21 protein-coding genes and 1 pseudogene are annotated in these 24,669 nt (G+C 60.5%); 5 read left to right on the top strand and 17 right to left on the bottom strand.

What is annotated here, in order from left to right; all coding sequences use genetic code 11:
- The first annotated feature begins 32 nt into the window (after nt 1-32).
- Nucleotides 33-989, top strand: coding sequence for a LysR substrate-binding domain-containing protein (locus tag F758_RS0139885; RefSeq protein WP_051387185.1), 957 nt, complete (start codon nt 33-35; stop codon nt 987-989).
- A 42-nt stretch (nt 990-1,031) separates the two neighbouring features.
- Here the strand turns inward: F758_RS0139885 and F758_RS46930 are convergent, their stop codons facing one another.
- The 10 genes and pseudogenes from F758_RS46930 to F758_RS50405 all read right to left on the bottom strand — a co-directional run bounded on the left by F758_RS46930 (nt 1,032) and on the right by F758_RS50405 (nt 10,314).
- Nucleotides 1,032-1,526, bottom strand: coding sequence for a cupin domain-containing protein (locus tag F758_RS46930; RefSeq protein WP_024513052.1), 495 nt, complete (start codon nt 1,524-1,526; stop codon nt 1,032-1,034).
- A gap of 97 nt (nt 1,527-1,623) precedes the next feature.
- The gene (locus F758_RS0139875; RefSeq protein ID WP_024513051.1) at nt 1,624-2,544 is read right to left on the bottom strand and encodes an SMP-30/gluconolactonase/LRE family protein; all 921 of its coding nucleotides are present in this window, start codon (nt 2,542-2,544) and stop codon (nt 1,624-1,626) included.
- A 112-nt stretch (nt 2,545-2,656) separates the two neighbouring features.
- Nucleotides 2,657-4,174 carry a malate dehydrogenase (quinone) gene (mqo, locus tag F758_RS0139870; RefSeq protein ID WP_024513050.1) on the bottom strand — a complete coding sequence of 506 codons (1,518 nt, stop codon included), beginning with the start codon at nt 4,172-4,174 and terminating at the stop codon, nt 2,657-2,659.
- Between the two features lie 86 nt (nt 4,175-4,260).
- Nucleotides 4,261-4,548, bottom strand: a pseudogene (locus F758_RS0139865) (thiamine pyrophosphate-binding protein); the annotation flags it as partial.
- 613 nt (nt 4,549-5,161) lie between these two features.
- Nucleotides 5,162-5,620: a CoA transferase gene (locus tag F758_RS0139855; protein WP_084306059.1), complete on the bottom strand. Its 459-nt coding sequence runs from the start codon at nt 5,618-5,620 to the stop codon at nt 5,162-5,164.
- Nucleotides 5,621-6,028: 408 nt separating this feature from the next.
- A complete protein-coding gene (locus F758_RS50410) occupies nt 6,029-6,178 on the bottom strand; it encodes a hypothetical protein (protein ID WP_157450402.1) in 150 nt (49 codons plus the stop codon).
- A gap of 19 nt (nt 6,179-6,197) precedes the next feature.
- The gene (locus F758_RS0139840; protein ID WP_024513047.1) at nt 6,198-6,941 is read right to left on the bottom strand and encodes an MIP/aquaporin family protein; all 744 of its coding nucleotides are present in this window, start codon (nt 6,939-6,941) and stop codon (nt 6,198-6,200) included.
- Nucleotides 6,942-7,057: 116 nt separating this feature from the next.
- A complete protein-coding gene (locus tag F758_RS0139835) occupies nt 7,058-8,521 on the bottom strand; it encodes a catalase (RefSeq protein ID WP_024513046.1) in 1,464 nt (487 codons plus the stop codon).
- A 382-nt stretch (nt 8,522-8,903) separates the two neighbouring features.
- The gene (locus F758_RS0139830) at nt 8,904-9,884 is read right to left on the bottom strand and encodes a helix-turn-helix domain-containing protein (RefSeq protein ID WP_084306056.1); all 981 of its coding nucleotides are present in this window, start codon (nt 9,882-9,884) and stop codon (nt 8,904-8,906) included.
- Nucleotides 9,885-10,074: 190 nt separating this feature from the next.
- Nucleotides 10,075-10,314, bottom strand: a complete 240-nt coding sequence (locus F758_RS50405; protein WP_157450400.1) for a hypothetical protein — start codon at nt 10,312-10,314, stop codon at nt 10,075-10,077.
- A 372-nt stretch (nt 10,315-10,686) separates the two neighbouring features.
- Between F758_RS50405 and F758_RS50400 the strand changes: the two genes are divergently transcribed.
- A complete protein-coding gene (locus F758_RS50400; protein ID WP_157450398.1) occupies nt 10,687-11,226 on the top strand; it encodes a hypothetical protein in 540 nt (179 codons plus the stop codon).
- Between the two features lie 212 nt (nt 11,227-11,438).
- Here F758_RS50400 and F758_RS0139820 read toward each other — a convergent pair whose 3' ends face one another.
- Nucleotides 11,439-12,749: an efflux RND transporter periplasmic adaptor subunit gene (locus tag F758_RS0139820; protein WP_198026686.1), complete on the bottom strand. Its 1,311-nt coding sequence runs from the start codon at nt 12,747-12,749 to the stop codon at nt 11,439-11,441.
- Nucleotides 12,712-15,852, bottom strand: coding sequence for an efflux RND transporter permease subunit (locus tag F758_RS0139815; RefSeq protein ID WP_245286731.1), 3,141 nt, complete (start codon nt 15,850-15,852; stop codon nt 12,712-12,714). Before F758_RS0139815 ends, F758_RS0139820 begins: the two co-directional genes overlap by 38 nt.
- Nucleotides 15,853-16,052: 200 nt before the next feature.
- Here F758_RS0139815 and F758_RS50395 point away from each other — a divergent pair, with 200 nt between their 5' ends.
- Nucleotides 16,053-16,343, top strand: coding sequence for a hypothetical protein (locus F758_RS50395; protein WP_157450396.1), 291 nt, complete (start codon nt 16,053-16,055; stop codon nt 16,341-16,343).
- A gap of 20 nt (nt 16,344-16,363) precedes the next feature.
- Here F758_RS50395 and F758_RS0139805 read toward each other — a convergent pair whose 3' ends face one another.
- Both F758_RS0139805 and F758_RS0139800 read right to left on the bottom strand, forming a co-directional pair.
- Entirely contained in the window at nt 16,364-19,480 is a 3,117-nt protein-coding gene (locus F758_RS0139805) for a multidrug efflux RND transporter permease subunit (protein ID WP_024513041.1), read from the bottom strand.
- On the bottom strand, nt 19,477-20,649 hold the full coding sequence (locus F758_RS0139800) for an efflux RND transporter periplasmic adaptor subunit (RefSeq protein ID WP_024513040.1): 1,173 nt from the start codon (nt 20,647-20,649) through the stop codon (nt 19,477-19,479). The genes F758_RS0139805 and F758_RS0139800 overlap by 4 nt, the downstream gene beginning before the upstream one ends.
- A 221-nt stretch (nt 20,650-20,870) precedes the next feature.
- On the opposite strand from F758_RS0139800, the gene F758_RS0139795 reads away from it, so the two are divergent.
- Complete coding sequence (locus F758_RS0139795) at nt 20,871-21,467, top strand: hypothetical protein (protein WP_157450394.1); 597 nt, start codon at nt 20,871-20,873, stop codon at nt 21,465-21,467.
- Nucleotides 21,468-21,643: 176 nt separating this feature from the next.
- On the opposite strand, the gene F758_RS0139790 is transcribed toward F758_RS0139795, so the two are convergent.
- A complete protein-coding gene (locus F758_RS0139790; protein ID WP_024513038.1) occupies nt 21,644-22,423 on the bottom strand; it encodes a DUF3050 domain-containing protein in 780 nt (259 codons plus the stop codon).
- 131 nt (nt 22,424-22,554) lie between these two features.
- Between F758_RS0139790 and F758_RS0139785 the strand changes: the two genes are divergently transcribed.
- Nucleotides 22,555-23,553, top strand: a complete 999-nt coding sequence (locus F758_RS0139785; protein WP_024513037.1) for a chromate resistance protein ChrB domain-containing protein — start codon at nt 22,555-22,557, stop codon at nt 23,551-23,553.
- Nucleotides 23,554-24,033: 480 nt separating this feature from the next.
- On the opposite strand, the gene F758_RS0139775 is transcribed toward F758_RS0139785, so the two are convergent.
- Together F758_RS0139775 and F758_RS52470 are read right to left on the bottom strand one after the other, a co-directional pair.
- The gene (locus tag F758_RS0139775; RefSeq protein ID WP_024513036.1) at nt 24,034-24,267 is read right to left on the bottom strand and encodes a DUF6894 family protein; all 234 of its coding nucleotides are present in this window, start codon (nt 24,265-24,267) and stop codon (nt 24,034-24,036) included.
- 121 nt (nt 24,268-24,388) lie between these two features.
- Nucleotides 24,389-24,631, bottom strand: coding sequence for a hypothetical protein (locus tag F758_RS52470; protein ID WP_502689224.1), 243 nt, complete (start codon nt 24,629-24,631; stop codon nt 24,389-24,391).
- Nucleotides 24,632-24,669: the final 38 nt, after the last annotated feature.

Genomic DNA, 24,669 nt, shown 5'->3' with positions numbered 1-24,669 from the left:
GCGCGTTAAACGAGCTGTTGCGCATTGATCGAATGCGTCATTCCAGCATTTCCAAACCCGTAGCCCACGGCCGAGTCGCGCTTGACGCTCGCCAGCTCCGCTATTTCATCGCCGTCGCCGAAGAGCTCAGCTTCGCGGGCGCCGCTGACCGGCTGAACGTGGCGCAGTCCGCCGTCAGCCTGCAAATCAAGGCGCTGGAGGANGCGTTCGGCGCTCGTCTCCTGAACCGTCGCAAGCGGGCCGCGGTGTCGATCACGGAGGCGGGACGGCTGTTCTTGTCCGAAGCCGAGGCCGCCATCCGTCAGCTTGAGAGGGCCGAGCAGGTGGGGCGCCTCGCGGCGCGCGGCGAGCTCGGCCAGATCGAGGTTGGGTATGTGACGTCGGTGGCCATGAATCGGATCCTGCCAAGCCTGCTGCGGGAGTACCGCCGAAGCCACCCTGCGGTGCAGCTTCGCCTAACGGCGATGGAGACGCCGCGGCAGCTCGAGGCGCTCGCCGAAGGTCGGCTGGATGCGGCGCTGATACGACCTCGGCCCAGTTACGCGGCAGGGGTGGCGGCCCGTGTGATTCATCGCGAAGCTCTTTGCGTGGCGCTCGCCGCCGACCATCGGCTTGCGCGCAACCACACTCTGTATGCGGCGGAGTTGAGCAACGAGGCTTTCATCGTCCCTCACCTCGCGACTTTCAGAAGCCGCCTGGAGCGGCTGGCGGCCGCTGGCAGATTCCCGATCAAGCTCGTCTATGACGTTGCCGATTTCGTAACCGCGCTCAGCATGACCGCCGCCGGCTACGGCGTGGCGATGGCGCCTGAATCCATGTGCGGATTGGGCTTCCCTGAGATCGTATTCCGCCCGCTTGCGGACTTTGCCGAGAAGGTGGAGCTCGCCGTCGCGTTCCGCGAAGCCGAGCCCTCTGCGAGCGTCCGCGCCTTCGTCGATGCAGCCACCGCGCTCGGGAAGCGTCCATACGCGACACTGCAGAGCCAATGACCTTCCGCCAAGAAGGCGCGCGGATCAGCCCGAGGTGCATCTTCAAGGTCGGGGCGAGAGCATCGTGTAAAGGTTATCGAACAGCGCAGGGCCCGTGATCCGAGTGCCGTATTCGTTGGCCAGGGCAGTCATCTCAGCGGGTTCGGTCGTTGCGTGCTTTCGGAACAGTTCCTCGAGTCCTCCGGGGCTGAAGATCACCAGCATGCGGACGGGAGCGTCTTCCGAAGGATTGCACCATGCATGAGGTACGCCTCGAGTGATGGTGATGGACGAACCGGCAGCGACTTCCGCTCTTCTGTCTCCATTCGCGATGAACGCTCTACCCTCCAGGATAATGAAGTGCTCGTCCGCATTGTCGTGAACGTGCATGGGCACGCCGTTGCGAGGATCCGCGACCACCTCCAGCATCGAATAGACGCCGTTCGTTTCGGCTGACGATGTGCGGATGATGTAGCGTTCCCCGCGTATGACCTCCGACCAACCGCTCTCACGTTCATGACGGTTCGAAGGTTCTTTGGACGATTCGTTCGCATTCATCGCGCTTACCTTTCTGTTCGCTTCAGAACCAAAGACCCCGAAGTGATAGAACTGGCGCGCTACACATCTGGCGCCCCTTACTCAGACGTCGCCTTGCCTATAGATGAGAGAACATCGGCAATCCCGGCGTCGAGAGGTCCGCTTGCAGGATCGAGCCTGTCTCGGATTCCACGATGAAGAGCCGAGCGTTGCCGGGGCCGCCGAACGCGAGGTTCATCGTCGCACGCGCAGTGCAGGACACGATCCGCTCGAGCGGCTCGGCGTGCGGGCTCAGGCGCCAGATCGAGCCGAAACCCTCGTGGGCGACGAGAAGGCAACCTTCAATATCAAGCGCCAAACCATCCGGGCCGCCAAGGCTGCCATGCAAATGCGCGAAGATGCCGACCTTGGTAACAAGACCGCTCTTGTGCAGCGGCACGCGCCAGATCTGGTTCGCCCGCGTCACCGCTACCAGGAGGGCCGTCTCCTCCGGATCGACCACGATGCCGTTGGGGCTCGGGATCGTGTCGATGAGGCAGGTCAGCCGTCCATCCGGGGTCAGGCGGTAGATGCGGCCGGTCGGGTCGTGCATGCCGGTCTGCCCCTGGTCGGTGAAATAGATTGTGCCCGACCGTCCGAAGACGAGATCATTGACGCCCTTGAAACTCTCGGAGCCGACCGTCTCCAAGAAAGGTCTGACATGACCGCTCCCCGGATCCAGCAGCATCAGCCCGCGCCTGTAATCGGTAATGAAGATCCGCCCGTCACGGTGGATTTTCAGTCCGTTCGGCCAGCCATCGTACTCGGCAATCTGTTCCCACTCGCCGGCATGATCAATCCGGAACACACGGCCGAATGGGATGTCGGTAACGTAGAGACGGCCTTCGCGATCGAACGACGGTCCTTCGAGAAAACTGTCGATTTCGATGACGTCGCGGTTGGCGTCAGCCCAGGCCGAACGCCTCAACTTGCGAAAGCGGTCCGGCAGGCGTGTGAAGACCGTGGTCTCGACCCGGCGTGGCGGTGTGAAGAAGCTCATGGAGATCAATCCTCAACCCAAATCTGTTTTGACTCCAGCCGTGGCGAAACTCTCGGAGATCTCAGGGCCACGATGCACGCTTTGCGAACACCGCCGCGCGGTAGACTGATGTTCAAACATTTTCCAGCTGCAGCAAGGCCGCCGTGTCGGCGCGCACCTGTCGGGTGAGCGCGGCGTCCTTGATCAGCGATTCGCCATAAGACGGGATCATCTCTTTCAGTTTAGGGAGCCAGCGGTCGGCCGTCAGCTTGTCGTTGAAGCATTTCTCCAGCACGCCGATCGCGATGGCCGCGGCCGTGGAGGCGCCGGGCGAGGCGCCGAGCAGAGCCACGATCGACTTGTCTTGCGCCACCACGAGCTCGGTGCCGAATTCGAGCTTACCCTCTTCGCGTTTGAGCCATCCTTTGCTCTCATGTGGCTTTATGGTCACCACGCGCTGCCCGGCGACAGCCTCTTTCCAATCCTTCTTCATGGCTCGCGGAACGAAATCCTTGAGGGTCGCGAACTGCTGGCTCGAACTCTGCAGGACTTGACCGATAAGATATTCGGCCCAGCGGACATTGTCGCGTGCGACGTCGAGCAGCGGAATGAAGTTATGGATGGTCAGCGATGTGAACAGGTCCGTAAGTGCACCATGCTTGAGGAAACGGGTGGAGAAGCCCGCATAAGGACCGAACAGCAGCGACTGTTTGCCGTCTATGATGCGCGTATCGAGGTGCGGCACCGTCATCGCCGGAGAACCTGAGGGTGCCTGGCCATAGACCTTGGCATGATGGCGATGGCTTACCGCATCGACGTCGCAGCGCAGAAAGATGCCGCTGACGGGGAAACCGGCATAGCCCTTGGCTTCGGGGATCTTCGACTTCTGCAGTAGCGGCACGGCACCGCCGCCCGCTCCGATGAAGACAAATTTGGTCGACACGGTTTCCACACTGCCATCAACAACGTCCTCGACCGAGATGCGCCAACGCCCGTCGTGCTCGCGGTCGAGGCCAATGACCTTCCGATTATAGTGAACGTCGAAGCCGGGCTGATCGGAGAGGTGTTTGACCAGCAGCTGGGTCAGCGCGCCATAGTCGACGTCGCTGCCGGTGATGATGCGGGTTGCCGCGAACGGCTCTGTGTCGTCCCGCCCGTCCATGAGGAGCGGCGCCCACTCGGCAATTTTGCTGCGGTCCTCGCTGTACTCCAAGCCACGAAAGCAGTGGTGCGCCGACATCTCTTTGAAACGCTGGCGCAGGAACGCGACATTACCAGCACCCCAGACGAAGCTCATGTGCGGGCACGGGTGGATGAAAGCGCGGGGATCGGGGATCGCTCCCTTGTCGATCAGGAACGACCAGAGCTGGCGCGATATGTCGAATTCGGTGTTGACCTGCAGCGCCTTGGAGATGTCGACGCTGCCATCATTTCGCTGCGGCGTGTAGTACAGCTCGCAGTAGCCGGCGTGGCCGGTCCCGGCGTTGTTCCAGCCGTTGGAACTCTCGTGCCCGCAGTCGTGAAGCGTTTCGAACATAGCGATCGTCAGAGAGGGTTCGAGCTCCTTCAAGAAGGTTCCGAGCGTTGCGCTCATGATCCCGGCGCCGATCAAAACGACGTCGGGACGATCAGAATTGCTGATGGCGGGCATGGCAAGTTTTTCCTGAGATCGGACGCGTGTGGATCTGGGATGCTACATTCGGCAGTGAGCCGCTTCGCCAGGGTTCACTGATCTGTTTGGCCGGTGATCATGACCGCTACCAGCGCGTCGGCGGCGCCGGTCGTCAGGTTGAGCGCGCCGGGCCCCAGCGTCGAGAGGCAAACGCGAGCCTCGCCGGTCAGCGACCCATGCGTGGCTGCCATGAAGGCCGCGGCTTGTTCATGGCGGGCCACCGCCAACTCAATCTTCGAGCGGCGCCGCGCCTCGACGAGGTCGAGATTTTCTGCTCCGGGCACCCCAAAGATCTGCTTTGCACCCTCGTTCTCGAGTGCCGCTACGAGGAGATTCGCTCCGCTCATCGTCATCGGATACGCTCCAACCGTTTGATGTATCGATAGCCGTAAGGTCGGCCTGTGGAGCTCTTAAATCCAATATCGAATTATTGGATTTTAATCAGACGAACTGATCAAATCGCAGGCTTACTATCGGCAACGCCCTTAAGGCACCGCTATCCGTTTCGAACTTAATCAGATGGATGTTGAAGCGGCGGCCGGTGACCGCCTGGGAGCGCCATATGGGCGAGGTCGAGCTCGTTGCGGCATTGACGATCCAGCGGCTCCCGGCACTATCGCCGCACAACCCATAGCGCGTGAAGCACGAAGGGCAAGACGGATTGCAAGGGCCGGCACATTCCCGGCGCTGGATAGAAGAATCAATGAATCTCTGCTAAACCCAAATGCATCTCGAGCGAATCCATTGTTAGGGGCCGGCGCTCGTCCGCACTCTGGCCTCTCTGTCCTGGTCCGCTGCCAAATCGCGATACGGGTAGTTGAGGTCCATGTCAACCTTTCCCGGGTCTTCAAACAAGCATCATGAATAGCGGACATCAGATCTTTTCATTTCGAAGACATCCGCTCCTCCGCATAAATTGTCCGCCGGGGCGCTCGATGACGCGGTAAATTTTGCGCCAGCGAGAGATCATCTGCGAGGTATCTTACTCGGCCGGACAAGGTCGAAGCTCTCGGCTTGAAGCATGCGTGGGCCTGCGGAATCTCCGGCAGCGAAATTTGAGAGATCGCCGGACCTCGTCGAGAGAATCCAGACCGACATCGATGGCTTCATGCGCAGCGCAAATCCGTCGATGAATACGTCGGCTTCGCCGATTAACGAGGCGAGTTTAAAGTGATCGGTCTCATTTTTTACATCGAATTCAATGTAGGACCTGCTACGCTCAAGCGTTGAGTACCTTGCTTTGACCGGATCACTTCGTCCCGGGCGGCAAATTCTCACAACGTCAGCGCCGTACTCCGTCAAGGGGAGCGCTGCATAGGGCACCGGGCCGAAGGCGCTCATCTCCACCACCCGCACGCCGGCCAGTGGCCCCATCGCCATTTTCCCATCGGAAGAATTGTGTCCGGCGTTGTTACTGAAACTCATTCCGCTGCCGTACTGTTCCTGGTCTTAGCGTCAACAGGTAGCTGCCTCTTTGCGCAAAGCGAATGGTTCTCATGCAACGCCACCAGGAACGATTCGCTCTGAACCTTCTCGACGACAATGCCCGGCTCGTCGGGAATAAGCCGGCTGAAGCCGAATGTCGATCCGGCCTTTTTGAAGCGCCTCTATCTGATGCTCTTCGACACGTTGTGCAAGCTGACCTCGACGGCCGGCCGCTGAGCCCGAAAACTTGCTAGAAGCTTTGGCAAGCCACTCAGCACCCCCGAGCTGAAGATGCCCACGTCCTACGGCCAGCATGCCCTTCGCCGGCCAAGCGAACACGCTGCCGAACACGCTCTGCGGTTGGCAGTATTCCGGCAGCGTCCTCCATCAGAACGAGTCCGGCGGGTGTCACCTCCACCACCTTTCGTAGGCGATATAGTCGCCAATCGTCTGTGTTTTCATCGAGTGATCTTCGGACACGAAGCCTACGGCCAACATGCAATTTTTCGTTGCCTTCGTTACCGAGAGCCCTTGCACCACCACGTCCGCCAGCAGCATGGCCTGCACCAGCTTAGTATCACTCGGCGGCGGTCTGGGCGGCCCTGCCCTGACCGGCCGGCAGCGCCTGTTGGGCGAGCCGGCCAAGGCCGGTGTGCACGATGGCAGCGATAGTAGCGCCAACGATCGGAGCTAAGAGGTACAACCAAGCATCATCGAATTTGCCGGTCGCGACCATAGGGCCAAGAGCCCGTGCCGGGTTGAAGGGCGCGCCTGTGAGGGCCCCGCCCATAACGATGTTGAACGTCAGCGTCATTCCAATTGCCAGCGGCGCGAGATTGCCGGCGCGCCCCGCGACCGCCGTGCCGAGTACGACCGTGACCAGAAAAAACGCCAGCAGCGCCTCGATCATGAAACCGGCGGCGGGCGTGATAGTAATCGATGTCGCGCCCAAAATGAGATTCTGCGCAAGTGCGGGTGTGCCGAGACCGGTGGCAGCCCCGCCGAGAACGGTTCGCAGCAAGAGCGCGCCCATGACACCTCCGATGAGTTGGCTGATGATATAGGCAATCCCTTCGCCGACGCGCATCGCGCCGGCGGCGAGAACGCCGATCGTGACGGCGGGATTCATATGCCCGCCCGATATTGAGCCGAAGGCGAAGGCAAAGGCCATGATGGCCAGGCCGTGGGCGAAGGCGACCGCAGTGATACCGGGCAGTCCGACACCTTCGCCGACCACCGCCGCGGCGCCAGCGCCGATGAAGACGAACGCGAAGGTACCGATGAACTCGGCAAGGAGCTTGGGTGCAAGCTGGTTAGACATCGTTGGCTCCAAAGATGATGTGAAGGCTCGGGCGCGATCAGATAGCGCCTGAACGAAACAGCGGTCGGGAGTAGCCGATGGCGCTCGGGAACGCCGCCGGCCGGCTATGTGCAAGCCTACTCTGCGGCGACGGTTCCGGGCTTGAAATCGATGCCGAGCGCCTTGCCGACGCCGATGCCATATGCGGGATCCGCTCGATAGAAGTGAACAAGCTGGCGCTGGATGATTTTGGCCGGCACGCCGTCCATCGCTTCCTTGATATTGTTGAACAGCTGTTGCTTCTGATCGGCTGTCATCAGGCGGAACAGCTCTCCCGGCTGCCGATAGTCATCGTTCTCGTCTCGATGGTCGTAGCGGGCCGCATCTCCCGTGATTCTGAGCGGTGGCTCGCGGTAGCTGTGGTCCTCAAGCGGGCCGTTGAACGAGTTCGGTTCGTAATAGGCGTCGGGGTCGGGCTTGCCCCCAAGTCGCATTGAACCGTCAGCGTGATAGTCGTTCACCTCTGCGCGCGGCCGGTTTACCGGGAGTTGATGCGCATTGACACCGACCCTGTAACGATGCGCGTCTGCATAGGAAAAAATGCGAGCCTGCAGCATCTTGTCCGGTGAATGGCCAATACCCGGTACGATGTTCGACGGCGCCAGCGCCGCCTGCTCGACCTCGGCAAAATAGTTCCTGGGATTGCGATTGAGTTCGAGAATGCCGACCTCGATCAGCGGATAATCCGCGTGCGGCCACACCTTGGTCAGGTCGAACGGGTTGTACCAGTGCCTGTCGAGATCGCTCTCCGGCATAATCTGCACCGAAAATTTCCACTTCGGGAAATCGCCCCTCTCGATCGCCTCGAACAGGTCGCGCTGATGGGTCTCGCGATCGTATGCCACCTTCTGAGCGGCTTCGGCATTGGTCCAGTTCTTGATGCCTTGCAGGGTCTTGAAATGAAACTTGACCCAGTGCCGTTCATTCTTGGCGTTGATGAACGAATAAGTATGCGAGCCGAAGCCATCGACATTTCGATAGCTTTGCGGCAGGCCGCGGTCGGACATCAGGATAGTCACCTGGTGCAAGCTTTCCGGCGAGAGCGACCAGAAGTCCCACATCGCGGTCGGTGAGCGCATGTTGGTCATCGGGTGCCGCTTCTGGGTATGGATGAAGTCGGGGAACTTCAGCGGATCGCGAACGAAGAACACCGGCGTATTGTTGCCGACGAGGTCCCAGTTGCCCTCCTCGGTGTAGAAGCGCAGCGCAAAGCCGCGTACATCGCGCTCGGCATCGGCCGCGCCGCGCTCGCCCGCCACCGTCGAAAAACGCAAGAAAGCTTCCGTCTTCTTGCCCATCTGTAAAGCCTTGGCTTTTGTGTACTTGGTGATGTCGTGTGTGATAGTCAGCGTGCCATACGCCGCCGAGCCTTTGGCATGAACGGTCCGCTCCGGAATACGCTCGCGGTTCTGGTGCGCGAGTTTCTCCAGCAGATGGAAATCCTGCATCAGCACTGGGCCGCGCGGACCTGCTGTAATGCTGTTCTGATTGTCAGCGAGCGGCATGCCGCTGGTAGTGGTGAGTGTAGGGCGTTTGGCCACGGATTGCTCCTCTACTGCAAGACGATCGCCCCCACAACCGACTGCTCTGCGGCGGCTCGCAAACGCCATCGGTCGGCGTTTGCGGAATAAGGGGCGCGGGTGGAATGTATCCGTCCACTTCGCAATTACTTTGGTTCGTTTGCTGCGATTGCAGCGGCTTTGCGAGAAAGCTCGACAGGCCGGAAGTTATTCAGCGACAGCGGCCCGACGCATTCCGGCGAGAGCGTCAAACATCTGTACGTTGCGCCCGATAGCACCCAATTTGAGATTGCCTCGTTCAAGGCGCCGGAACCTCCACTATCATGGACCTTCGACTTACGGCTTGAAAAAGCCCCCCATCCCCCGCAGGCAGGACGGGTCCCCTGGCTCGGACGCCGCGCTTTCAGTCGATGTTGCGGCGATACTTACTCGGGGTCTGGCCGGTCAATCTGTGAAACGCGGCAGTGAATGTGCTGGTTTCGCTGAAGCCAACCTCAAATGCGATCGCGGTAACGGACAGTTCGCGATTCACCAATAGCTTCTTGGCTCGTTCGATCCGGCGACTCGCATGATATTTGTGTGGCGGCACACCGAAGGACTGCTTGAACGACTTGGAGAAATGCCAAGGACTTAGCCGCGCCAGCTCGGCCAGGGTTGCAAGCGGTATGTCATCGGCAACATGCTCCTCGATATAGGCGGCCACTCGCTTGCGCTGCCAGCACGCAAGGCCGCCACGAGTGACTGGTTCGCAGGGTACGTCATCGCCGTTGATGCGGACGAGTTCGTGCATCAGTAAAACTCCCAGCGCATCGACGTATTGGCGGAGCATTGCGCCGGGGCTTTCGACCTGCGACTTGAGTTTGAGAGCAGTTTGCCAGAGATCGGCATCGTAAAAGAACAGACGCGGCCTGAATTCAATCTCGCCAAACCGCAATGCGGGATCGGCAAGGGGCCCGCGTGGATCGATGTAGAAATAGGTTGTACGGGCTAACGCGCGCGGTTTCTGCGATCCACGAAAGTCATGGCCAGCGGGAACGAAGGTCAGCTTGCCCGTGAAATTGCGCAGAGTCGACCGGGGCAGACCTTCAATAACGGTCTCACCGTCGTCGCGCTCCGCGAGCTCCGCGGCAATGAGCAGATGGCAGGGAGCCCGGAATCGATACTCAAACGGATTGAGCCGCATGATATCTACCATTTCCACGATCAAGCCTGACAAGGCTGCGGAACGGCGCCTTACAATCTCCGATGGCGAGTAGTCCACCATCGAGCGATTTTCGAGATTCGAGTGTCCCCATGCCGGTGGATGGTAATTGCTAATTGGAGTCGCTCGAGTTGGAAAAAGCGGAGCGGATTGATTGAAGGTCGCTTCGGCAGAACTGGCCATTATTCAATCTCGGTGGTTGCCATGATGCTCGCTTTCCGTCCCGGAGGTTTCTTTCTTCTTTGAGCCCTGCGATCGTCTACGCGCCGGGCCATGCCTGACATGTTGGCGATCGCGGCAACGAACAAGGCGCGCGGCTTGCGGCTCTCACGGCGAGTTGAATCTCGACCGTCACGACGACTTGGATGTAGCGTCAGCGGTACCGTCGATGGCGATGATACGCATGATGGTCCATAGACGCGTAGCCGTTCTGCCAACCATCACCCCAGTAGCCGCCATTGGTGTACGGATTTCCCGCTCCCAGATTTTGACAATTTGCGTTGGGGTAGAATTGCGCGCAATAGCCGGGGTTCGAGATAACGGCTTGTGCCCCTGCGGGGCTTGCGAACGCTGCCGCAATAGCAGCGCCTGTACCAATCAATACGAATTTCATGTTCGTCTCCTGTTGTGTAAGGAGAACATGGGATCGTGCGTCAGTTTTGACACTGGCTTTTTGGCTGGCTCCTTCAACCGTGATAATGCAGTCCTGGATCTTGACGTCGCCGCGAGATGTCATGCTGAGGAAGCTCATACAGCTGTCAAGCGTGACATCGTTTACCCATCACGCTCCAAGCGCTCTTCGACAACAAGCAACTCACTTGTTGCTAATCGCGTCGCGCGTAACACGTGTCTCTGAGTTTTGATCTTGTCGGAGTCGCGTTGAATTGAGCCGCGGATTGCGCTGAAATCGATAGCGATTTCGCCAAGCGAGCGCCACCTGCAGAGAGCGGCGTGCTGGGTGCGATATCTCTGACGGAGAGTGTTCATGTTGCGTAAGACAGTGATCGCGTTGTTGGCAGTTGCGTCCGTTGGTTTGCTCTCGCCAACCTTGGCGCTGGCGCGTGGTGGTGGCGGCGGAGGTGGAGGTGGAGGTGGCCACGGAGGTGGTGGGTTTGGTGGTGGCGGCGGTGGTTTCCATGGCGGTGGCATGGGTGGTTTTGGTGGCGGCGGCTTTCATGGAGGCGGTATGGGCGGCTTTGCTGGCGGCGGTTTCCACGGATCCGGCATGGCGCGCGGCGGCTTCCGCTCCGGCGGCTTCGCTGGTCTTGACCACGGTGGATTCCACGATCGTGACGGTGGCGGATTCCACGACCACGGCTTTCGCGGCCATGATCGTGACTTCGATCATCGCTTCATAGGCTACGGCTTCTACGACAACTACCCCTATGATGACAGCTATCCGTACGACTATTCGTACGCCGATGGCGGCGATTCCTACTACGACAACGGCGGCTGCTATCTCGTAAGGCGGCGCGTGCATACTACGCACGGCTGGCACACGCGCCTGGCTCAGGTGTGTGGCTGAGGTGCGGTCGCATTGACCGGAATAGCCGAAGGCGTGAGAACTGATTGTCGGAAAAACCTCGGCGCGATCTCGCGTCGAGGTCATATCTTGAGAAAGCGCGTTCTACAGAGCTGCGGCGTACGGAGATCTCCGGTGGTCCGCTGCACCGCGATACCCGCCGCGGGAGAAGCTCCCGGCCTGGGACGATTCGAATAGAATCGCGGCGCGAGGGCTTACGGGTTCTCGCGGACCATCTGCGGCTGAACCGCCGTTTTCGCTGGCGGCACGTCCTTGGTGCTTGCCGCTACCGGCGTCTCTTCCGACAGGCCCGCAGTCACCTCGATGCGGCCGCTATCGATGAGGCCAGTCTTGACGGCGAGGCGTGTGATCCGACTGTCAATGATCGCGTACACGAAGTTGCCGTCGCCATCCGAACCTACAGCGGCGGTGGGTAAGGTAAGCGCATCGGGGCGCCGGTTCATTTCCAGCGATACCTCTGCATACGTGCCCGGATAAAGTCGTTCGTCGGGGTTGGACAGATCGATCTCGGTACGCATGTTGCGGGTCTCGGGATCGAGACGTAGGGAGAAGCGGGTTACCTTGCCGATGAACGGCTTACCGTCGAATCCAGCCGGCTTGACGATGGCCGGATCGCCGACATGAAGGTGAGGTACGTCGTTCTCCGGAACGTCACAGAACACCCGGATCGTGTCGATCCGCTGCACCGTGAAAAGCGACCCCGCGGACGGCGTCGTCCGCGTGGCCGTTGCGGCCTGGACCAAATCGCCTCGGTTCACCAGCCGTCGCGCCACCACGCCATCGAAAGGCGCCACGATCCGCGTATAGCCGAGCAGGGTCTTGATCCTCTCCACACTCACGGCAGCGACCTCGATTTCGTTGGCTGCAAGGTCGCGGTTCGCTTCCGCAATTCCGAGATCCGCCTTGGCGATGTCCGCGTTGGCGTGTACCTGATCGAGCGTCCGGTCGCTGATGAAATTCCGTCCTTCACCCAGCTGCTCCCGGTCCTTCGCCAGAGCGGTCTGAAGCGCCAGGTTCGCCTTGGCGTGGTCCACTTGGCGGCGCGAGCTCTCCAGCAAACTTTTCTTCGATTCGAGCTGGGCCTCGGCTTCGGCAAGCTCCTGCTTCATTTCGGGGACGTCGATCACCGCGAGCACTTGACCCGCCTTCACGTGATCGCCGATGTCGACGCGAACGTCGGACAGGTATCCGGAGACATTGGCGAAGAGATCCGTTTCTTCAAAGGCTTCGAGGGTAGCGTTGGCTTGGAGACGTTGGGCCACGGTGACGCGGCGTGGACGCACAATCTCGACCCGCGGAGGGTTATCCGCCTTCGTTGAATTAACTGGCGATGGAGATGCAGCCAAATTCCGCTCGGCAACGATGCCCCCCGCGCCGATGGCGATCACGACTACCAAGACCATTAGGCCCGTCCCACTCGTGAAATTCATTGTTGTTCCGCCTTCAATATCCGTTCTGGCTGTTCGCTTATTCCGCCGCCCGAGCATAGTGTTCAGCGCGTCCATCGCTACGATCCGTCGCGAGCCGCGGCTCCGACTCGAAGTAGCGACTGTGCGGGTCATCAGGATCGAGCGAGGCAGAAATCCGAGTATGCCGTGATTGCAGCGCAGCCAGGATGGCCGGCAGGATGACGAGCGTAGCGAACATTGCGCCGAGCAGACCGCCGATCACTGCCCGCCCAAGCGGCGCGCTTTGCTCTCCGCCCTCGCCCAGGCCCAGCGCCATCGGCACCATCCCGGCCAGCATCGCGAAACTGGTCATCAGAATCGGACGCAGACGGCTGCGTGCGCCTTCGATTGCTGCCTTCCATGGTTCGCGGCCCTCGACCCGGCTGCGCTCAGCGAAAGTCACAAGCAGGATAGCGTTTGCCACGGCTACACCGATCGCCATGATCGCGCCCATGAAGGATTGAATGTTGAGCGTGGTCCGGGTGAGCCAAAGCATGAGTACGACCCCGGCGATAACGGCGGGAATCGTCGACCCCACCGCCAGGGAAAGCCGGAACGACTGGAAATTGGCGGTCAGCAGCAGAAGGATGACACTCACCGCCATCAGGAGTCCCAGACCGAGGCCTCTGAACATCTCCGCCATCGGCTGGACTTGCCCGCGCACGGTCACGTTCACGCGATCGGGCGGCTTTCCCGTATCGCTGATCGCCTGCTGCACGCGGGCCGCCGCGCGTCCCACATCCTCACCGTAGATGTTCGCGCTGAGTGTCAGCATGCGCTGCATATTGTAGCGGTCATATTCGCCGAGCGCCGTGCCGTCGGTAACGCCGGCCACATTGCGGAGGTCGATCTGTTGGCCCGACCGGTGAGCGATGGGGAGGTTCTTCACGTCCTCCAGGGAATTCATCTGGTTTTCGGGGATCTCGACCTGCACCTGATAACCAATGCCGGTCTTGGGATCGGGCCAATAATTCGCGGAGGTGTAGCGACTGGATGACGTGCCCGCGACGACCGATTTCGCAACGTCATCCGCCGTCACCCCCAGAACGCCCGCTCGCTCGCGGTCTACGGCGACCTTCACGGTCGGGTAATCGAGTTCCTGCTCGAATCCCAGGTCTCGCAGCGTCGGCACCTGTGCCAATTTTGCTCGCAGCTTATCGGCGTATTGGCGGCTATCGGCGAGGTTCGGCCCGCTCACAGCTACTTCGATCGGTGTCGGCGCGCCGAAGCTCATCACCCGGCTGACGATGTCGCTTGGCTCGAATGAGAAGCGTACACCCGGCAGTTCCTGGGGCAATTTCTGACGCAACCGCTCCTTCAAATCCTCGATGCCGATCCCGGCGCCGCGTTTGAGCTGCAGCTGCAGCACCGCTTCCTCAGAGCCGGAACTCCAGAGATAAATCGTGTTGATGGGGTAATTGGGAGGCTGCGTGCCGACAAAACCGAGGCTGATTTCCACGTTATCCGGACCAACCTCGCGCTTGATCGCGTCGAGCGTCTGCAGCGCGATCTGCTCGGTGCGCTCGATGCGCGTTCCCGCCGGAGCCCGCAGATGCAATTGGAGCTGGCCGGTATCCACGACTGGAAAAATCTCGGTGCCGAGAGAGCTGCCGACGAGGACAATGATTGCGCCACTGATAATGAGATAGGAAAGCACGGCGACGCGCCGCCGTTTCATGACGGCGCGCGAGAACCGATCGTACCTGGCACGCAGCCGGTCGAAAAACGTCTCTTGCGGCATGTGGTGCGTGCCCGGATTGCGCAGCATCCAGACCGACACTACCGGGACAAAGGTACTGGAAAGCACATACGAGCCCACCATCGAGAAGCCGACCGCCAAGGCCAGCGGTACGAACAGGTTGTGCGCAGCGCCGGTCATGACGAAGGCGGGAATGAACACCGCCAGAATGCAGAGCATGGCGACGAACCGGGGCAGCGTCGTCTCGGCCGTGGCCTCGCTCGCGGCACGGGCAAGGCTGCGGCCATCGGCAAGATGGGTATGGATGTTCTCGATAGTGACTGTCGCTTCGTCGACCAGGATGCCGACAGCCAAGGCCAGCCCGCCCAAGGTCATGATGTTGATCGTCTGACCCGAAACCCAGAGCGCCGTCACCGACGCGAGAATCGCGAGCGGAATGTTCAAGACCACGACAAGCGAACTGCGCCAATCTCGCAGAAACAGCAGCACCATGAGCCCTGTGAGCACTGCGCCGAGAGCGCCTTCGACAAGAAGGCCCTGGATGGCGCGCGTCACATAGGGTGACTGGTCGAACTGGTAACTGACCTTAACATCGTCCGGCAGTACGGATTGGAAGCGCGGCAAGTTGGCTTTGACGGCCTGCACGACCGCGAGCGTCGAGGCGTCCGCGCGTTTGGTGACGGGGATGTAGACCGTTCGACGTCCATCCACCAGCGCGTAGCCGGTCTGGATGTCGGCCCCGTCTTCGACCGATCCGACGTCGCGTATGAAAATCGTCTGTGTTCCCTGCGAGCGGATGGGGATGTTGTTCAGGCCCTTGAAGTTCCCGACAACCGAGTTGACCGGCACCATCGGCAAGAGGTCGCCGATGCGGACGTTACCCGATGGGCTGACCGTGTTGCCGGCAGCCAACGCCTGTACCACCTCGTCCGGCGACATGTTGTAGGAACGCAGCTTGCCGGGATCTACGCGGACGAGGATGGTGCGCTGGCTCGAGCCGAAGGGCGGCGGTGCCGAAACACCTGGCAAGGTCGCGAACAATGGGCGCACCTTGAAGAGCGCCGCGTCCTGAAGCTCGGCGACTGTTTTCGTCTTGCTGGAGAAGACGAGGTCGCCGACCGGCACGCCACCTGCATCGAACCGGACCACGAACGGCGGGACGGTCCCTGTCGGCATGAAGGCGCGCGCGCGGTCCACGTAGCTGACGGTCTCGGCCAGCGCCTGAGCCATGTCGGTGCCGGCATGGAATTGCAGCTTGATCAGCGCTACGCCCTGTATCGATTTGCTTTCGACATGCTCAATGCCGGTGATGTAGAGGAAATGGTATTCGTAATAATTGACGATGAACCCCTCCATCTGCGCCGGATCAAGGCCGCCATAAGGCTGCGCGACGTAGATGGTTGGCACACCGAGGTCGGGAAAGATGTCGCGGGCCATGCGGTCGAGCGCTAGAAAGCCCATCAATGCAACGGCTATGACCATCGTCAAAAGCGAGATCGGGCGCCGCAATGCAAAAGTTACCAAGTTCATCGTGACATCTCAGCCGCCTCTGCCGCGCCCCGACGACCGAGCGCGCCTCGACGGCACCAATGGAAACGAGCGAGACAGTTTGGAGAAAGGCGGCTCATGTTTCTGTGCATATGCTCAGCGCCCGAGATCCAATGATAGTGACCTCGGGTGGTGAGCAGAAGTTGAACGGCGAGCCGTCTTGGAATGGGCGGTGGTCTGCAGGCCTCGACGACAGAGCACATAATTCAGCGATACCGATCGAGGAAGGGCTGAGGATACATTGTACGTTTGTGATGCTCGTCCGGATCGGCTTGTTGACGGCGCCAGGCGCGAAGTTTGAGCCAGGGCTGCACATCAATGCGGCCCTGGCCAACTGGTCAGTGCGGTTTGCTGCAAGCTGGTTTGATGTTGCCTTCATCAAAATCTTTCTCCTCGCCCATTGACGTCCTCGGCAGCGGGCGCCTCACTCCGCAGGAAGGACGGTGGTATCGCCGCGAGCAGCTCGCCCGGTCCTGAGCGTGGACACCCAGATTCGAAGACGATCGAGGTAGAGATAGACCACCGGCGTCGTGTACAGCGTCAGCAGCTGCGACACGAGCAGGCCGCCCACGATGGTGTATCCGAGCGGCTGACGAAGCTCCGCGCCGACGCCAGCGCCGATCATCAAGGGCACGGCGCCTAGCAGTGCTGCCATCGTGGTCATGAGGATCGGGCGGAAGCGCAGCACGCAGGCTTTGTAGATGGCGTCTTCCGGCGACAAGTGCTGATGGCGCTCGGCCTCGAGCGCGAAATCGATCAGCATGATCGCGTTTTTCTTCACGATACCGATGAGCAGGATGATTCCGACCAAGGCGATCACGCTCAGATCGAAGCGAAATGCCATCAGGATCAGCAGCGCACCGATGCCGGCGGAGGGCAGCGTCGAAAGGATTGTGATGGGGTGAACGATGCTCTCGTACAGCACGCTCAGGATGATGTAGATGACGATGAGCGCCGCGGCGATCAGCATCGGTGTACTCGACAGCGATGACTGGAACGCCTGGGCGTTGCCCTGGAAACTGGTGCTCAGGGAGAGAGGCTTCCCGAGTTGCTTTTCTGCCTGCTGGATGGCAGCCACCGCATTGCCGATCGACGCTCCAGGCAGCAGGTTGAAAGAAATGGTGGTCGACGGGAACTGGCCCTGGTGATTGACCACGATCGGCGCGACCTTTTCGACGGCCTTGACCAGGGTATTCAGGGGCACCTGCTGCCCGTTCGACGAGGTAACGTAGATATCGCTCAAAGCGCCGGGCCCGAACTGGAACTCCGGGGAGACTTCAAGCACCACGTGATACTGGTTCTGCTGGGTGAGTATGGTCGAGACGATGCGCTGACCGAATGCGTCGGAGAGCGTATTGTCGATGGTCGCGGGCAGGATTCCGTGGCTCGAAGCAACATCGCGATTGATGGTGATATCGAGCAGAGGGCCCGCGTTCTGCTGGTCGCTGGCGACGTCGGCAATGCCGGAAATGCTCTTCAGCTTGTCGAGGAAGATCGACGACCAGTAATTGAGTTCGCCGGGGTCGGCGTCGACAAGCGTATATTGATACTGCGTTCTCGAAAGCCGCCCGCCAATGGTGATGTCCTGGGCCGCCTGCATGTAAAGCGCAATCCCCTGGATGTGAGCGAGCTTTGACCGCAGGCGATTGATAACGTCGTCGGCACTGGCGGTTCGCTCGCCCTTCGGCTTCAGCGCGATGAACACCCGGCCATTGTTCAGCGTAGGCGTCGCGCCGCTAGGCCCGATAAAGGAGCCGACCGAGGCGACCGCGGGATCCTGTAGCACTGTATTGACTACCGCCTGCTGACGTTCGGACATCGCGGGGAACGAAATATCCTGGGAGGCCTCAGTAATGCCGAAGATGAATCCGGTGTCCTGTTGCGGGAAGAACCCCTTCGGAATGAAGACGTAAAGGTATCCCGTCAGGGCAATCGTCGCCAGCAGGGTCATCAGCGTGATGAATTGGTGACGCATCACGATCTTTAATCCGCGCTCGTAATGCGCGAGCAGCCCGTCGAATCCGCGTTCGAGTATCCGGTACAGAAGGCCGTGCTCACGGCTCTCGGGCTTGAGCAGGCACGAACACATCATCGGCGTGAGCGTCAGCGAAATCACGAGCGATAATACCAGCGATACGCTGACGGTGATCGCGAATTCCCGGAACAGCAGTCCGACGTAGCCGCCCATCAGGAACAGCGGGATGAACACGGCAATCAGTGACAGCGTGATCGACACGATCGTGAAGCCGATCTCGCCTGCGCCGGTGAGGGCCGCCTGCATAGGCGAGAGGCCGTCCTCGAGATGGCGGACGATATTTTCGATGACCACGACGGCGTCGTCCACCACGAAACCGACAGCGATCGTCAACGCCATCAGTGACAAATTATCGAGGCTATAATTGAGTTCGTAGAGCACCGCGAATGTACCGATCAGCGAGAGAGGTACGGTCACGGCTGGAATGATCGTGGCCCAGAAATTGCGCAGGAACACAAAGATCACCATGACCACAAGCGCGACCGTCAACACTAGCGTGAATTGCACGTCGCTGACCGAAGCGCGGATGGTCTGGGTACGATCCGACAGGATCGAAACGTTGATGTCGGAGGGAATCGATGCCTGCAGTTGAGGCAGCATCGCCTTGACGCGATCGACGGTCGCGATGACGTTGGCGCCTGGCTGACGCTGGATAGTGAGAATGACGGCTGGCTGACGGTTGGACCACCCGGCGAGCAGATCGTTTTCGGGCGCGTTGATTGCCTTGCCGATGTCGCTCACCCGCACTGGCGAGCCATTGCGATAGGCGACGATCAAGGAGTTATAGGCATCCGGAGTTGGCAACTGATCGTTTGTGTTGAGCGTGTAGGTCTTGCGCGGACTGTTGAGGGTGCCCTTGGGCATATCGACATTGGCCTGGCTAACCACATTGCGCACGTCTTCAAGGCCGATCCCGCGTGACGCGAGCGCCTGCGGATTGACCTGTATCCGTATCGCCGGCTTTTGCTGGCCGCCGATGCCGACGAGACCCACCCCGGAAATCTGGGAGATCTTCTGCAGCAGGATGTTCTCGGCGTAGGCATCTACCGTGGTCATCGGCAGCGTATTGGACGTCAGGGCGAGCAGAAGAACCGGGGCGTCTGCCGGATTGACCTTGCGGATGGTTGGCGGAAAGATCATCGCGGGCGGTAACTGCCCGCTGGCGGCATTGATCGCGGCCAACGCATCCGTCGCAGCTCCCTCGATGTCGCGGTTGAGGTCGAACTGCAACGTGATGGCAGTGGTCCCAAGCGCGCTCGAGGAGGTCATCTGGATGAGGCCAGGAATTTGGCCGAACTGCTCCTCGAGCGGCGTTGCGACCGACGACGCAATGGTCTGGGGATCGGCGCCCGGCAGTTGGGCTGTTACCTGGAGGGTCGGATAATTCACGTTCGGCAGCGCCGCGACCGGCAGCAGCGGGTAGGCTGCAAGGCCGAGCAGCAACAAGCCGACCATCAGCATTGATGTCGCGATCGGCCGCGTGATGAATGGCGCGGAAATGTTCATGGGATGGCAATCTGCTGAGCACTCTGAGCTGCGGCCTCGGCTGCTGCCTTGCCGTGCAGGATGGTGACATGGCTTCCGGGTTGCAGCTTGTATTGACCGTCGACGACAACCCGTTCGTTCGCGGCAAGTCCGCTATCGATCAGCGCCTGACCGTTGCTCGTTTGCCCAACCGTAATCGTTCGCGCTTCGACGGTGTTGTCCGGCTTGATTACGTAGGCATAGAAGCCCTGCTGGCCCTGCTGAACGGCTCCGGCCGGGACCGTCAATCCATTCTTGCGCGTATCCAGCAGCAGCCGCGCATTCACCAGCTCCCCCGGCCACAGCCGATGCGCGGTGTTTGGAAATTCGGCCTTGAGCTGGACTGCGCCGGTTGTCTGCAGAATCTCGTTGTTGATCAGATCGACCTTGCCGACATCGAGCTGGATCTTGTCGTCCTGGCTGTAGGCAAGAACCTTTAGCGGAGTGCGGCTGGCAGCCATCTGTTGCTGGATCTGCGGCAGATCAGTTTCCGGAAGCGTGAAGATCAGCGAGATCGGCTCGATCTGGGTCACGACAACCAGACCATTGGGGTCGCTTGGGTGGATGATGTTGCCGACGTCGACCTGCCGCACGCCGGTGATGCCCGAGATCGGTGACGTCAATCGCGTATATCCAAGCTGGACCTGCGCCTGTTCGATCAGTGCGTCATCGGATTTGACGGCGTTTTGCAGCTGCGCCACCTGTGCCTTCTGGGTGTCGAGGAGCTGCGGTGTCGCGTATCCTTTGCTCGCCAGTTGCGTGTAGCGACCGAGGTTAGCGAGCGCGTTTGTCAGCTGTGCCTGATCGCGATCGCGGGTGGAGGTCACTTGGTCCAGCTGTGCTTGGAAGGGACGCGGGTCGATCTGGGCCAGCAGATCGCCCGCGTGAACCGCCTTGCCTTCGGTGAAGGCGATCTGCGTCAGCTCTCCCTGAATCTGGCTGCGCACGATATCGGTGTTGTAGGCGATGACGGTGCCGATACCGCGCAGGTAGATCGGCACGTCCTGGCTGCTGACGGTTCCGGCGACGACTGGCATCGAAGGCGCCGGCGCTTGCTGCGGTCGCGGAGACGCTTTGCGCGCGACGGCAAACGCGCCGCCGCCTGCAATGACGATGACGCCTATGGCAACAACCAGGGTTCTCAAACGCATGGATGCGAGTCCTTTGAACGTGGTGTCAGCAGCCGCCGGAGGACATCGGTGATCCTGCCGTCGTCGGCATTCCTGTAGTCGGACATGGCACCGTGCTCGTCCCGGTCGGCACCACAGTCGACTGGTTCAGCGTAGGATCCGGCAAAGGACTGAGACCGCCCGTCCCGAGCTCGGTGGATCCCATCGGAATTCCGGCGCGCCCGACGGTGGCACGCGAACCCATGGTTGGAGACGAAGCCGAAGAGATTGGACTGGACGATGCGGTCGCAGCGCTCGCGCACGTACCCGACGCGGTACCGGCGATCCCAGTGCCGTCGAACAGCTGGGTCGGCGCCGATGTTCCGGAAATAGCCCCCGTCGCCGAAGATTCTCCCGGGAGCGAACCGGCGGTTCCGCCTGTGGAGTTGCTCATGACGGAGGTTGCCGTCTGCATTGCTCCCATAGTGCTGGAACACGCTGAGGGGGTCGTCATCGCGCTTGAGGCGGAGGAACTTGATGTCATCGGACTGACGCCCGGCGTCGCAAGCTCGGTGGCTCCGAGTGGAACGCCGGTCACGCCGACCGGCGCCGCAGCACCGATTCCGAGCGGCGAAGTCGTACCCAGCGGCGGGGTGACGGCGCCCATCCCGACCTGTGCGAATGCGGCGCCAACGTCACACAACGACCAGATGGTCGCGCCGACCAAAATCCCCTTCGCAGCAATTTGTGCATTACAGTTCTTCATTCTGATCTCTCTTATTTTCATGGCTCTCTTCCGTGGAGTGATCGCATTCGAGTTGCTGGCAGATCGGGTGAGCACTTCCGATCCGACGGCGTGAATACGGCGTGAATGAAGAACGGCTGGATTCCGGCGAGCGGATCGAACGCCCCGCCGCTTTCGCGGTCTTTCGCTGGGAAAGGGCGGGGCTGTCTCACGCCTTTCTTAAGTTCGCTCGTCTCGGAGCCACCGAAGTCCGTGCATCGGTCACCCTGTGGCTTACATGTCAGACGCCTTTCACGCGGCGCGCGTGGCTCGAAGTGTTCTTAATGTGCCATTCCAAAGCTCGATCCGGGCCTGAATGCTGTTGCACGCGGCGCGCAGCGCCCATTCGTTCCTTTGTGGAGAGTCCGCGACCCGGCCTTCGAGCAGTTCTCTCCCCATCGGACCGTGGCTGTCGCCATCGAGTTCGATGTGCCGCTCGACGTAGTAGATGAAATGACGCAGGCGATCCTTGTCATGCTTCTTGCTAAGCACCGTCTTCTGAAGCCTGCTGAACATCTCCGGAATGATGTCCTCGCGGCCGTAAAAGAAGGCCGCTAAGACCTCTTCCGTCGAGCCGGACTGGGCCAATGTCATCGTGTGCGCAACAAAGGATCGGACATGAGGTGCCACGCCGGTCCGCACCATACCCGCTTCGATCGACGTACCGGCTTGCGCCAGCGAGCGAAAGGTTTCGAATTGACGGGTGCTGGCACCGACCTCCGCCATGGCGCGGAGGTAAAGATCGAGGTGACTGATGTACGAACCGTCCGGATCGACATCTGTCTCCTCGCCAATCACGATGTCGTTGATCAAGCGCGCAGCCCGTGCATTGCCCGCCGGGAACCACGGCACTTTTGTGCAGGTCAGGTCGTGCTGCAGCCGCTTGAGCAGCGACATGAAATCCCAGACGGCGAAGACATGGTCTTCCATGAACCGCCTCAGATCATCGACGGAAGCGACTTCCGCGTAAATGGGGTGGTCCAGCAGCTCCGCGCGAAGGATGGCTAGGTGGTCACGAACCTGTTTCGGCATGTTTGACCTCTATTTGGTAAGTTTGACCTTGGCTCTGGATTGAAGGATGAGCCCGGCTTCGGCGAGCTATCTCCCTTCATTCAATGATACAAGTGTTTCACCAATCAGCCGTGCGTGATACAGATGTTAGTATGAGTGATGCAACCATCGAGACGGTGACTGCGGATCGATGGCTCCTGCTGATCCATCAACTTCCAGCCAAGCCTGCCTACCTGCGAGTCAAGATCTGGCGGCGGCTCCAGGCGCTTGGGGCGGTCGCGGTCAAAAATGCGGTCTACGCTCTGCCGGCAAACGAACAAACTCAGGAAGATTTCGAATGGGTGCTCAAGGAGATCACCGAGGGAGGCGGCGAGGCGATGATCTGCGAGGCGCAGCTCGTCGATGGCGTATCGGACCAGGAGGTCCGGGCACTGTTCACGGCCGCTCGCGACGAGGACTACGAGGCGATCGCCCAAGAGGCAAAGACTCTGGCCGAGGCTCTGGATCAGGACCTTAACGCCAGGGGTCAGGTTGAGGCGAGAACACAATTGACGCGCTTAAAGACCAAGATGGCGCAGGTCGTCGCGATCGACTTCTTCGGGGCGAACGGTCGCGAAACGGTCGACGGACTGCTCATCGGCTTGGAGACCAAACTCACGGAGGGTACCATGGCGGAGACATCTCAGGGTGGCGCGGCCGATCACACGGCTGGCTTGGCACACTTGAAGGACCGCACATGGGTGACGCGACAAGGCGTGCATGTGGACCGCATCGCCTGCGCGTGGCTGATCCGGCGCTTCATTGACCCAGGGGCTCGGTTTAGATTCGTATCTGCCAAAGACTACACGCCGAGCCCTGGCGAGTTGCGATTCGACATGTTCGAGGCCGAATTCACCCATCAGGGTGACCGCTGCAGCTTCGAGGTGTTGCTCGGCCACGCCGGCCTGACCAACCCAGCGCTCCAGGCGATCGCCGAAATCGTCCACGACATCGACCTGAAGGACTCCAAGTTCGGACGGGACGAAGTTGACGGCATCAAGGCTCTGATCGCCGGGGTCGTAATGGCGCACCGGAAAGACGAGGAACGGCTCACTCGCGGGGGCGCGATCTTCAACGATCTCTACGAATACTTCAGCAAGAAGCGCAGCTGACTTGCGTGGGCAAGCCGCAGACTGTGATCCGGCGTGGGGTCCGAGATCAGGATGACCGAGAGTATGTCTCCGCGCGCGGGAGAGCGAAGTTCGCCGCGATGAGGATGGCCTTCAGAGTGGCGGCGATTTCGAGAAGTTTCGACATCGGGCACCTCGCCTCCGAACCCTGAACTGTGAATACGGATTGAAAATTGACCCCCATCGGCATTTCCAGATTGAATAGAAATACCGTGACCACTTCGCCGATCCCGGTCAGGCCAGGCCCCCGCGCCGAAACACACCAAGCGCACCCAGGTGAAGATCGGATTCACGGTGGCCACGCCCTGATTGTTGGGCCTGGGCGTTCGCAACGCTGATCGCTCGGCCGATACTTTCGACATGACCGCGCACCACGCGATCGTAGCCCATCAGCTTGATCCGGCGGCGTCTCCAACGCGGATCGGAGCAAGGTTCGTTTTCCTCGAAATAGCCGTCGGACCTTCAATGCGGCTTGCCTAGCACGAAAGCAAAGGGGACGACGAATAGCTCATCGCCTAGGTCGTCCTTGACGTGCAAGATCCAGCCGCGCCAATCTTCCACGCTGCGCGCCGTAGTCAGCGATCGCACGACACAGGCGGCGTGATCACGCGCCTCGGCGAGGTCGTCTACCAAGGCGCCACAGCGATTGACCAAAACCTCGCTCCTCTTGGAGCAGTGAAAATACACGTGGGTCATGTTCAGCCTCCTTTCAAACAAGGCCTCGCCTACGGCATCGGCAGCTACGCGAGCCAATCCTTGGCTGCATCAACTTGCGACGCTTTCTCCGCTCGCCGCAGGTAGTCATCGGCAAGGCCACTCAATTCGACGGCCGTCCTGCTCGCGTATCGATCTGGACGGTCGCTGTCATGCCGGCGACCAGGCGAACGCCATCAGGTACCTGATCAATCCGGATGTGCACCGGCACNCGTTGAGCGAGGCGTACCCAGGTGAAGATCGGATTCACCGCGGCAAGCCCTTGCGGGTCGGATTGCGCGTTCGAGACTTTGATACCGCGCGCGACGCCGCCGACTTCGCCACGCACGATCTGGCTGTAGCCCATCAACTTGATCTTGGCAGGATCACCCTCGTGCATGGAGG

The organism is Bradyrhizobium sp. ARR65, from assembly GCF_000472385.1.
Classification (GTDB): domain Bacteria; phylum Pseudomonadota; class Alphaproteobacteria; order Rhizobiales; family Xanthobacteraceae; genus Bradyrhizobium.
This window is presented reverse-complemented; position numbering and strand designations above follow the sequence as displayed.

What these genes read in the sequence shown, in the direction of transcription:
- F758_RS46930 (WP_024513052.1), bottom strand. Translation starts at nt 1,526, where the DNA reads ATGAATGCGAACGAATCGTCCAAAGAACCTTCGAACCGTCATGAACGT.
- F758_RS0139875 (WP_024513051.1), bottom strand. Translation starts at nt 2,544, where the DNA reads ATGAGCTTCTTCACACCGCCACGCCGGGTCGAGACCACGGTCTTCACA.
- mqo (WP_024513050.1), bottom strand. Translation starts at nt 4,174, where the DNA reads ATGCCCGCCATCAGCAATTCTGATCGTCCCGACGTCGTTTTGATCGGC.
- F758_RS0139855 (WP_084306059.1), bottom strand. Translation starts at nt 5,620, where the DNA reads ATGAGTTTCAGTAACAACGCCGGACACAATTCTTCCGATGGGAAAATG.
- F758_RS50410 (WP_157450402.1), bottom strand. Translation starts at nt 6,178, where the DNA reads ATGCTGCTGGCGGACGTGGTGGTGCAAGGGCTCTCGGTAACGAAGGCA.
- F758_RS0139840 (WP_024513047.1), bottom strand. Translation starts at nt 6,941, where the DNA reads ATGTCTAACCAGCTTGCACCCAAGCTCCTTGCCGAGTTCATCGGTACC.
- F758_RS0139830 (WP_084306056.1), bottom strand. Translation starts at nt 9,884, where the DNA reads ATGGCCAGTTCTGCCGAAGCGACCTTCAATCAATCCGCTCCGCTTTTT.
- F758_RS50405 (WP_157450400.1), bottom strand. Translation starts at nt 10,314, where the DNA reads ATGAAATTCGTATTGATTGGTACAGGCGCTGCTATTGCGGCAGCGTTC.
- F758_RS50400 (WP_157450398.1), top strand. Translation starts at nt 10,687, where the DNA reads ATGTTGCGTAAGACAGTGATCGCGTTGTTGGCAGTTGCGTCCGTTGGT.
- F758_RS0139820 (WP_198026686.1), bottom strand. Translation starts at nt 12,749, where the DNA reads ATGGACGCGCTGAACACTATGCTCGGGCGGCGGAATAAGCGAACAGCC.
- F758_RS0139815 (WP_245286731.1), bottom strand. Translation starts at nt 15,852, where the DNA reads ATGGGCTTTCTAGCGCTCGACCGCATGGCCCGCGACATCTTTCCCGAC.
- F758_RS50395 (WP_157450396.1), top strand. Translation starts at nt 16,053, where the DNA reads ATGATAGTGACCTCGGGTGGTGAGCAGAAGTTGAACGGCGAGCCGTCT.
- F758_RS0139805 (WP_024513041.1), bottom strand. Translation starts at nt 19,480, where the DNA reads ATGAACATTTCCGCGCCATTCATCACGCGGCCGATCGCGACATCAATG.
- F758_RS0139800 (WP_024513040.1), bottom strand. Translation starts at nt 20,649, where the DNA reads ATGCGTTTGAGAACCCTGGTTGTTGCCATAGGCGTCATCGTCATTGCA.
- F758_RS0139795 (WP_157450394.1), top strand. Translation starts at nt 20,871, where the DNA reads ATGGTTGGAGACGAAGCCGAAGAGATTGGACTGGACGATGCGGTCGCA.
- F758_RS0139790 (WP_024513038.1), bottom strand. Translation starts at nt 22,423, where the DNA reads ATGCCGAAACAGGTTCGTGACCACCTAGCCATCCTTCGCGCGGAGCTG.
- F758_RS0139785 (WP_024513037.1), top strand. Translation starts at nt 22,555, where the DNA reads ATGAGTGATGCAACCATCGAGACGGTGACTGCGGATCGATGGCTCCTG.
- F758_RS0139775 (WP_024513036.1), bottom strand. Translation starts at nt 24,267, where the DNA reads ATGACCCACGTGTATTTTCACTGCTCCAAGAGGAGCGAGGTTTTGGTC.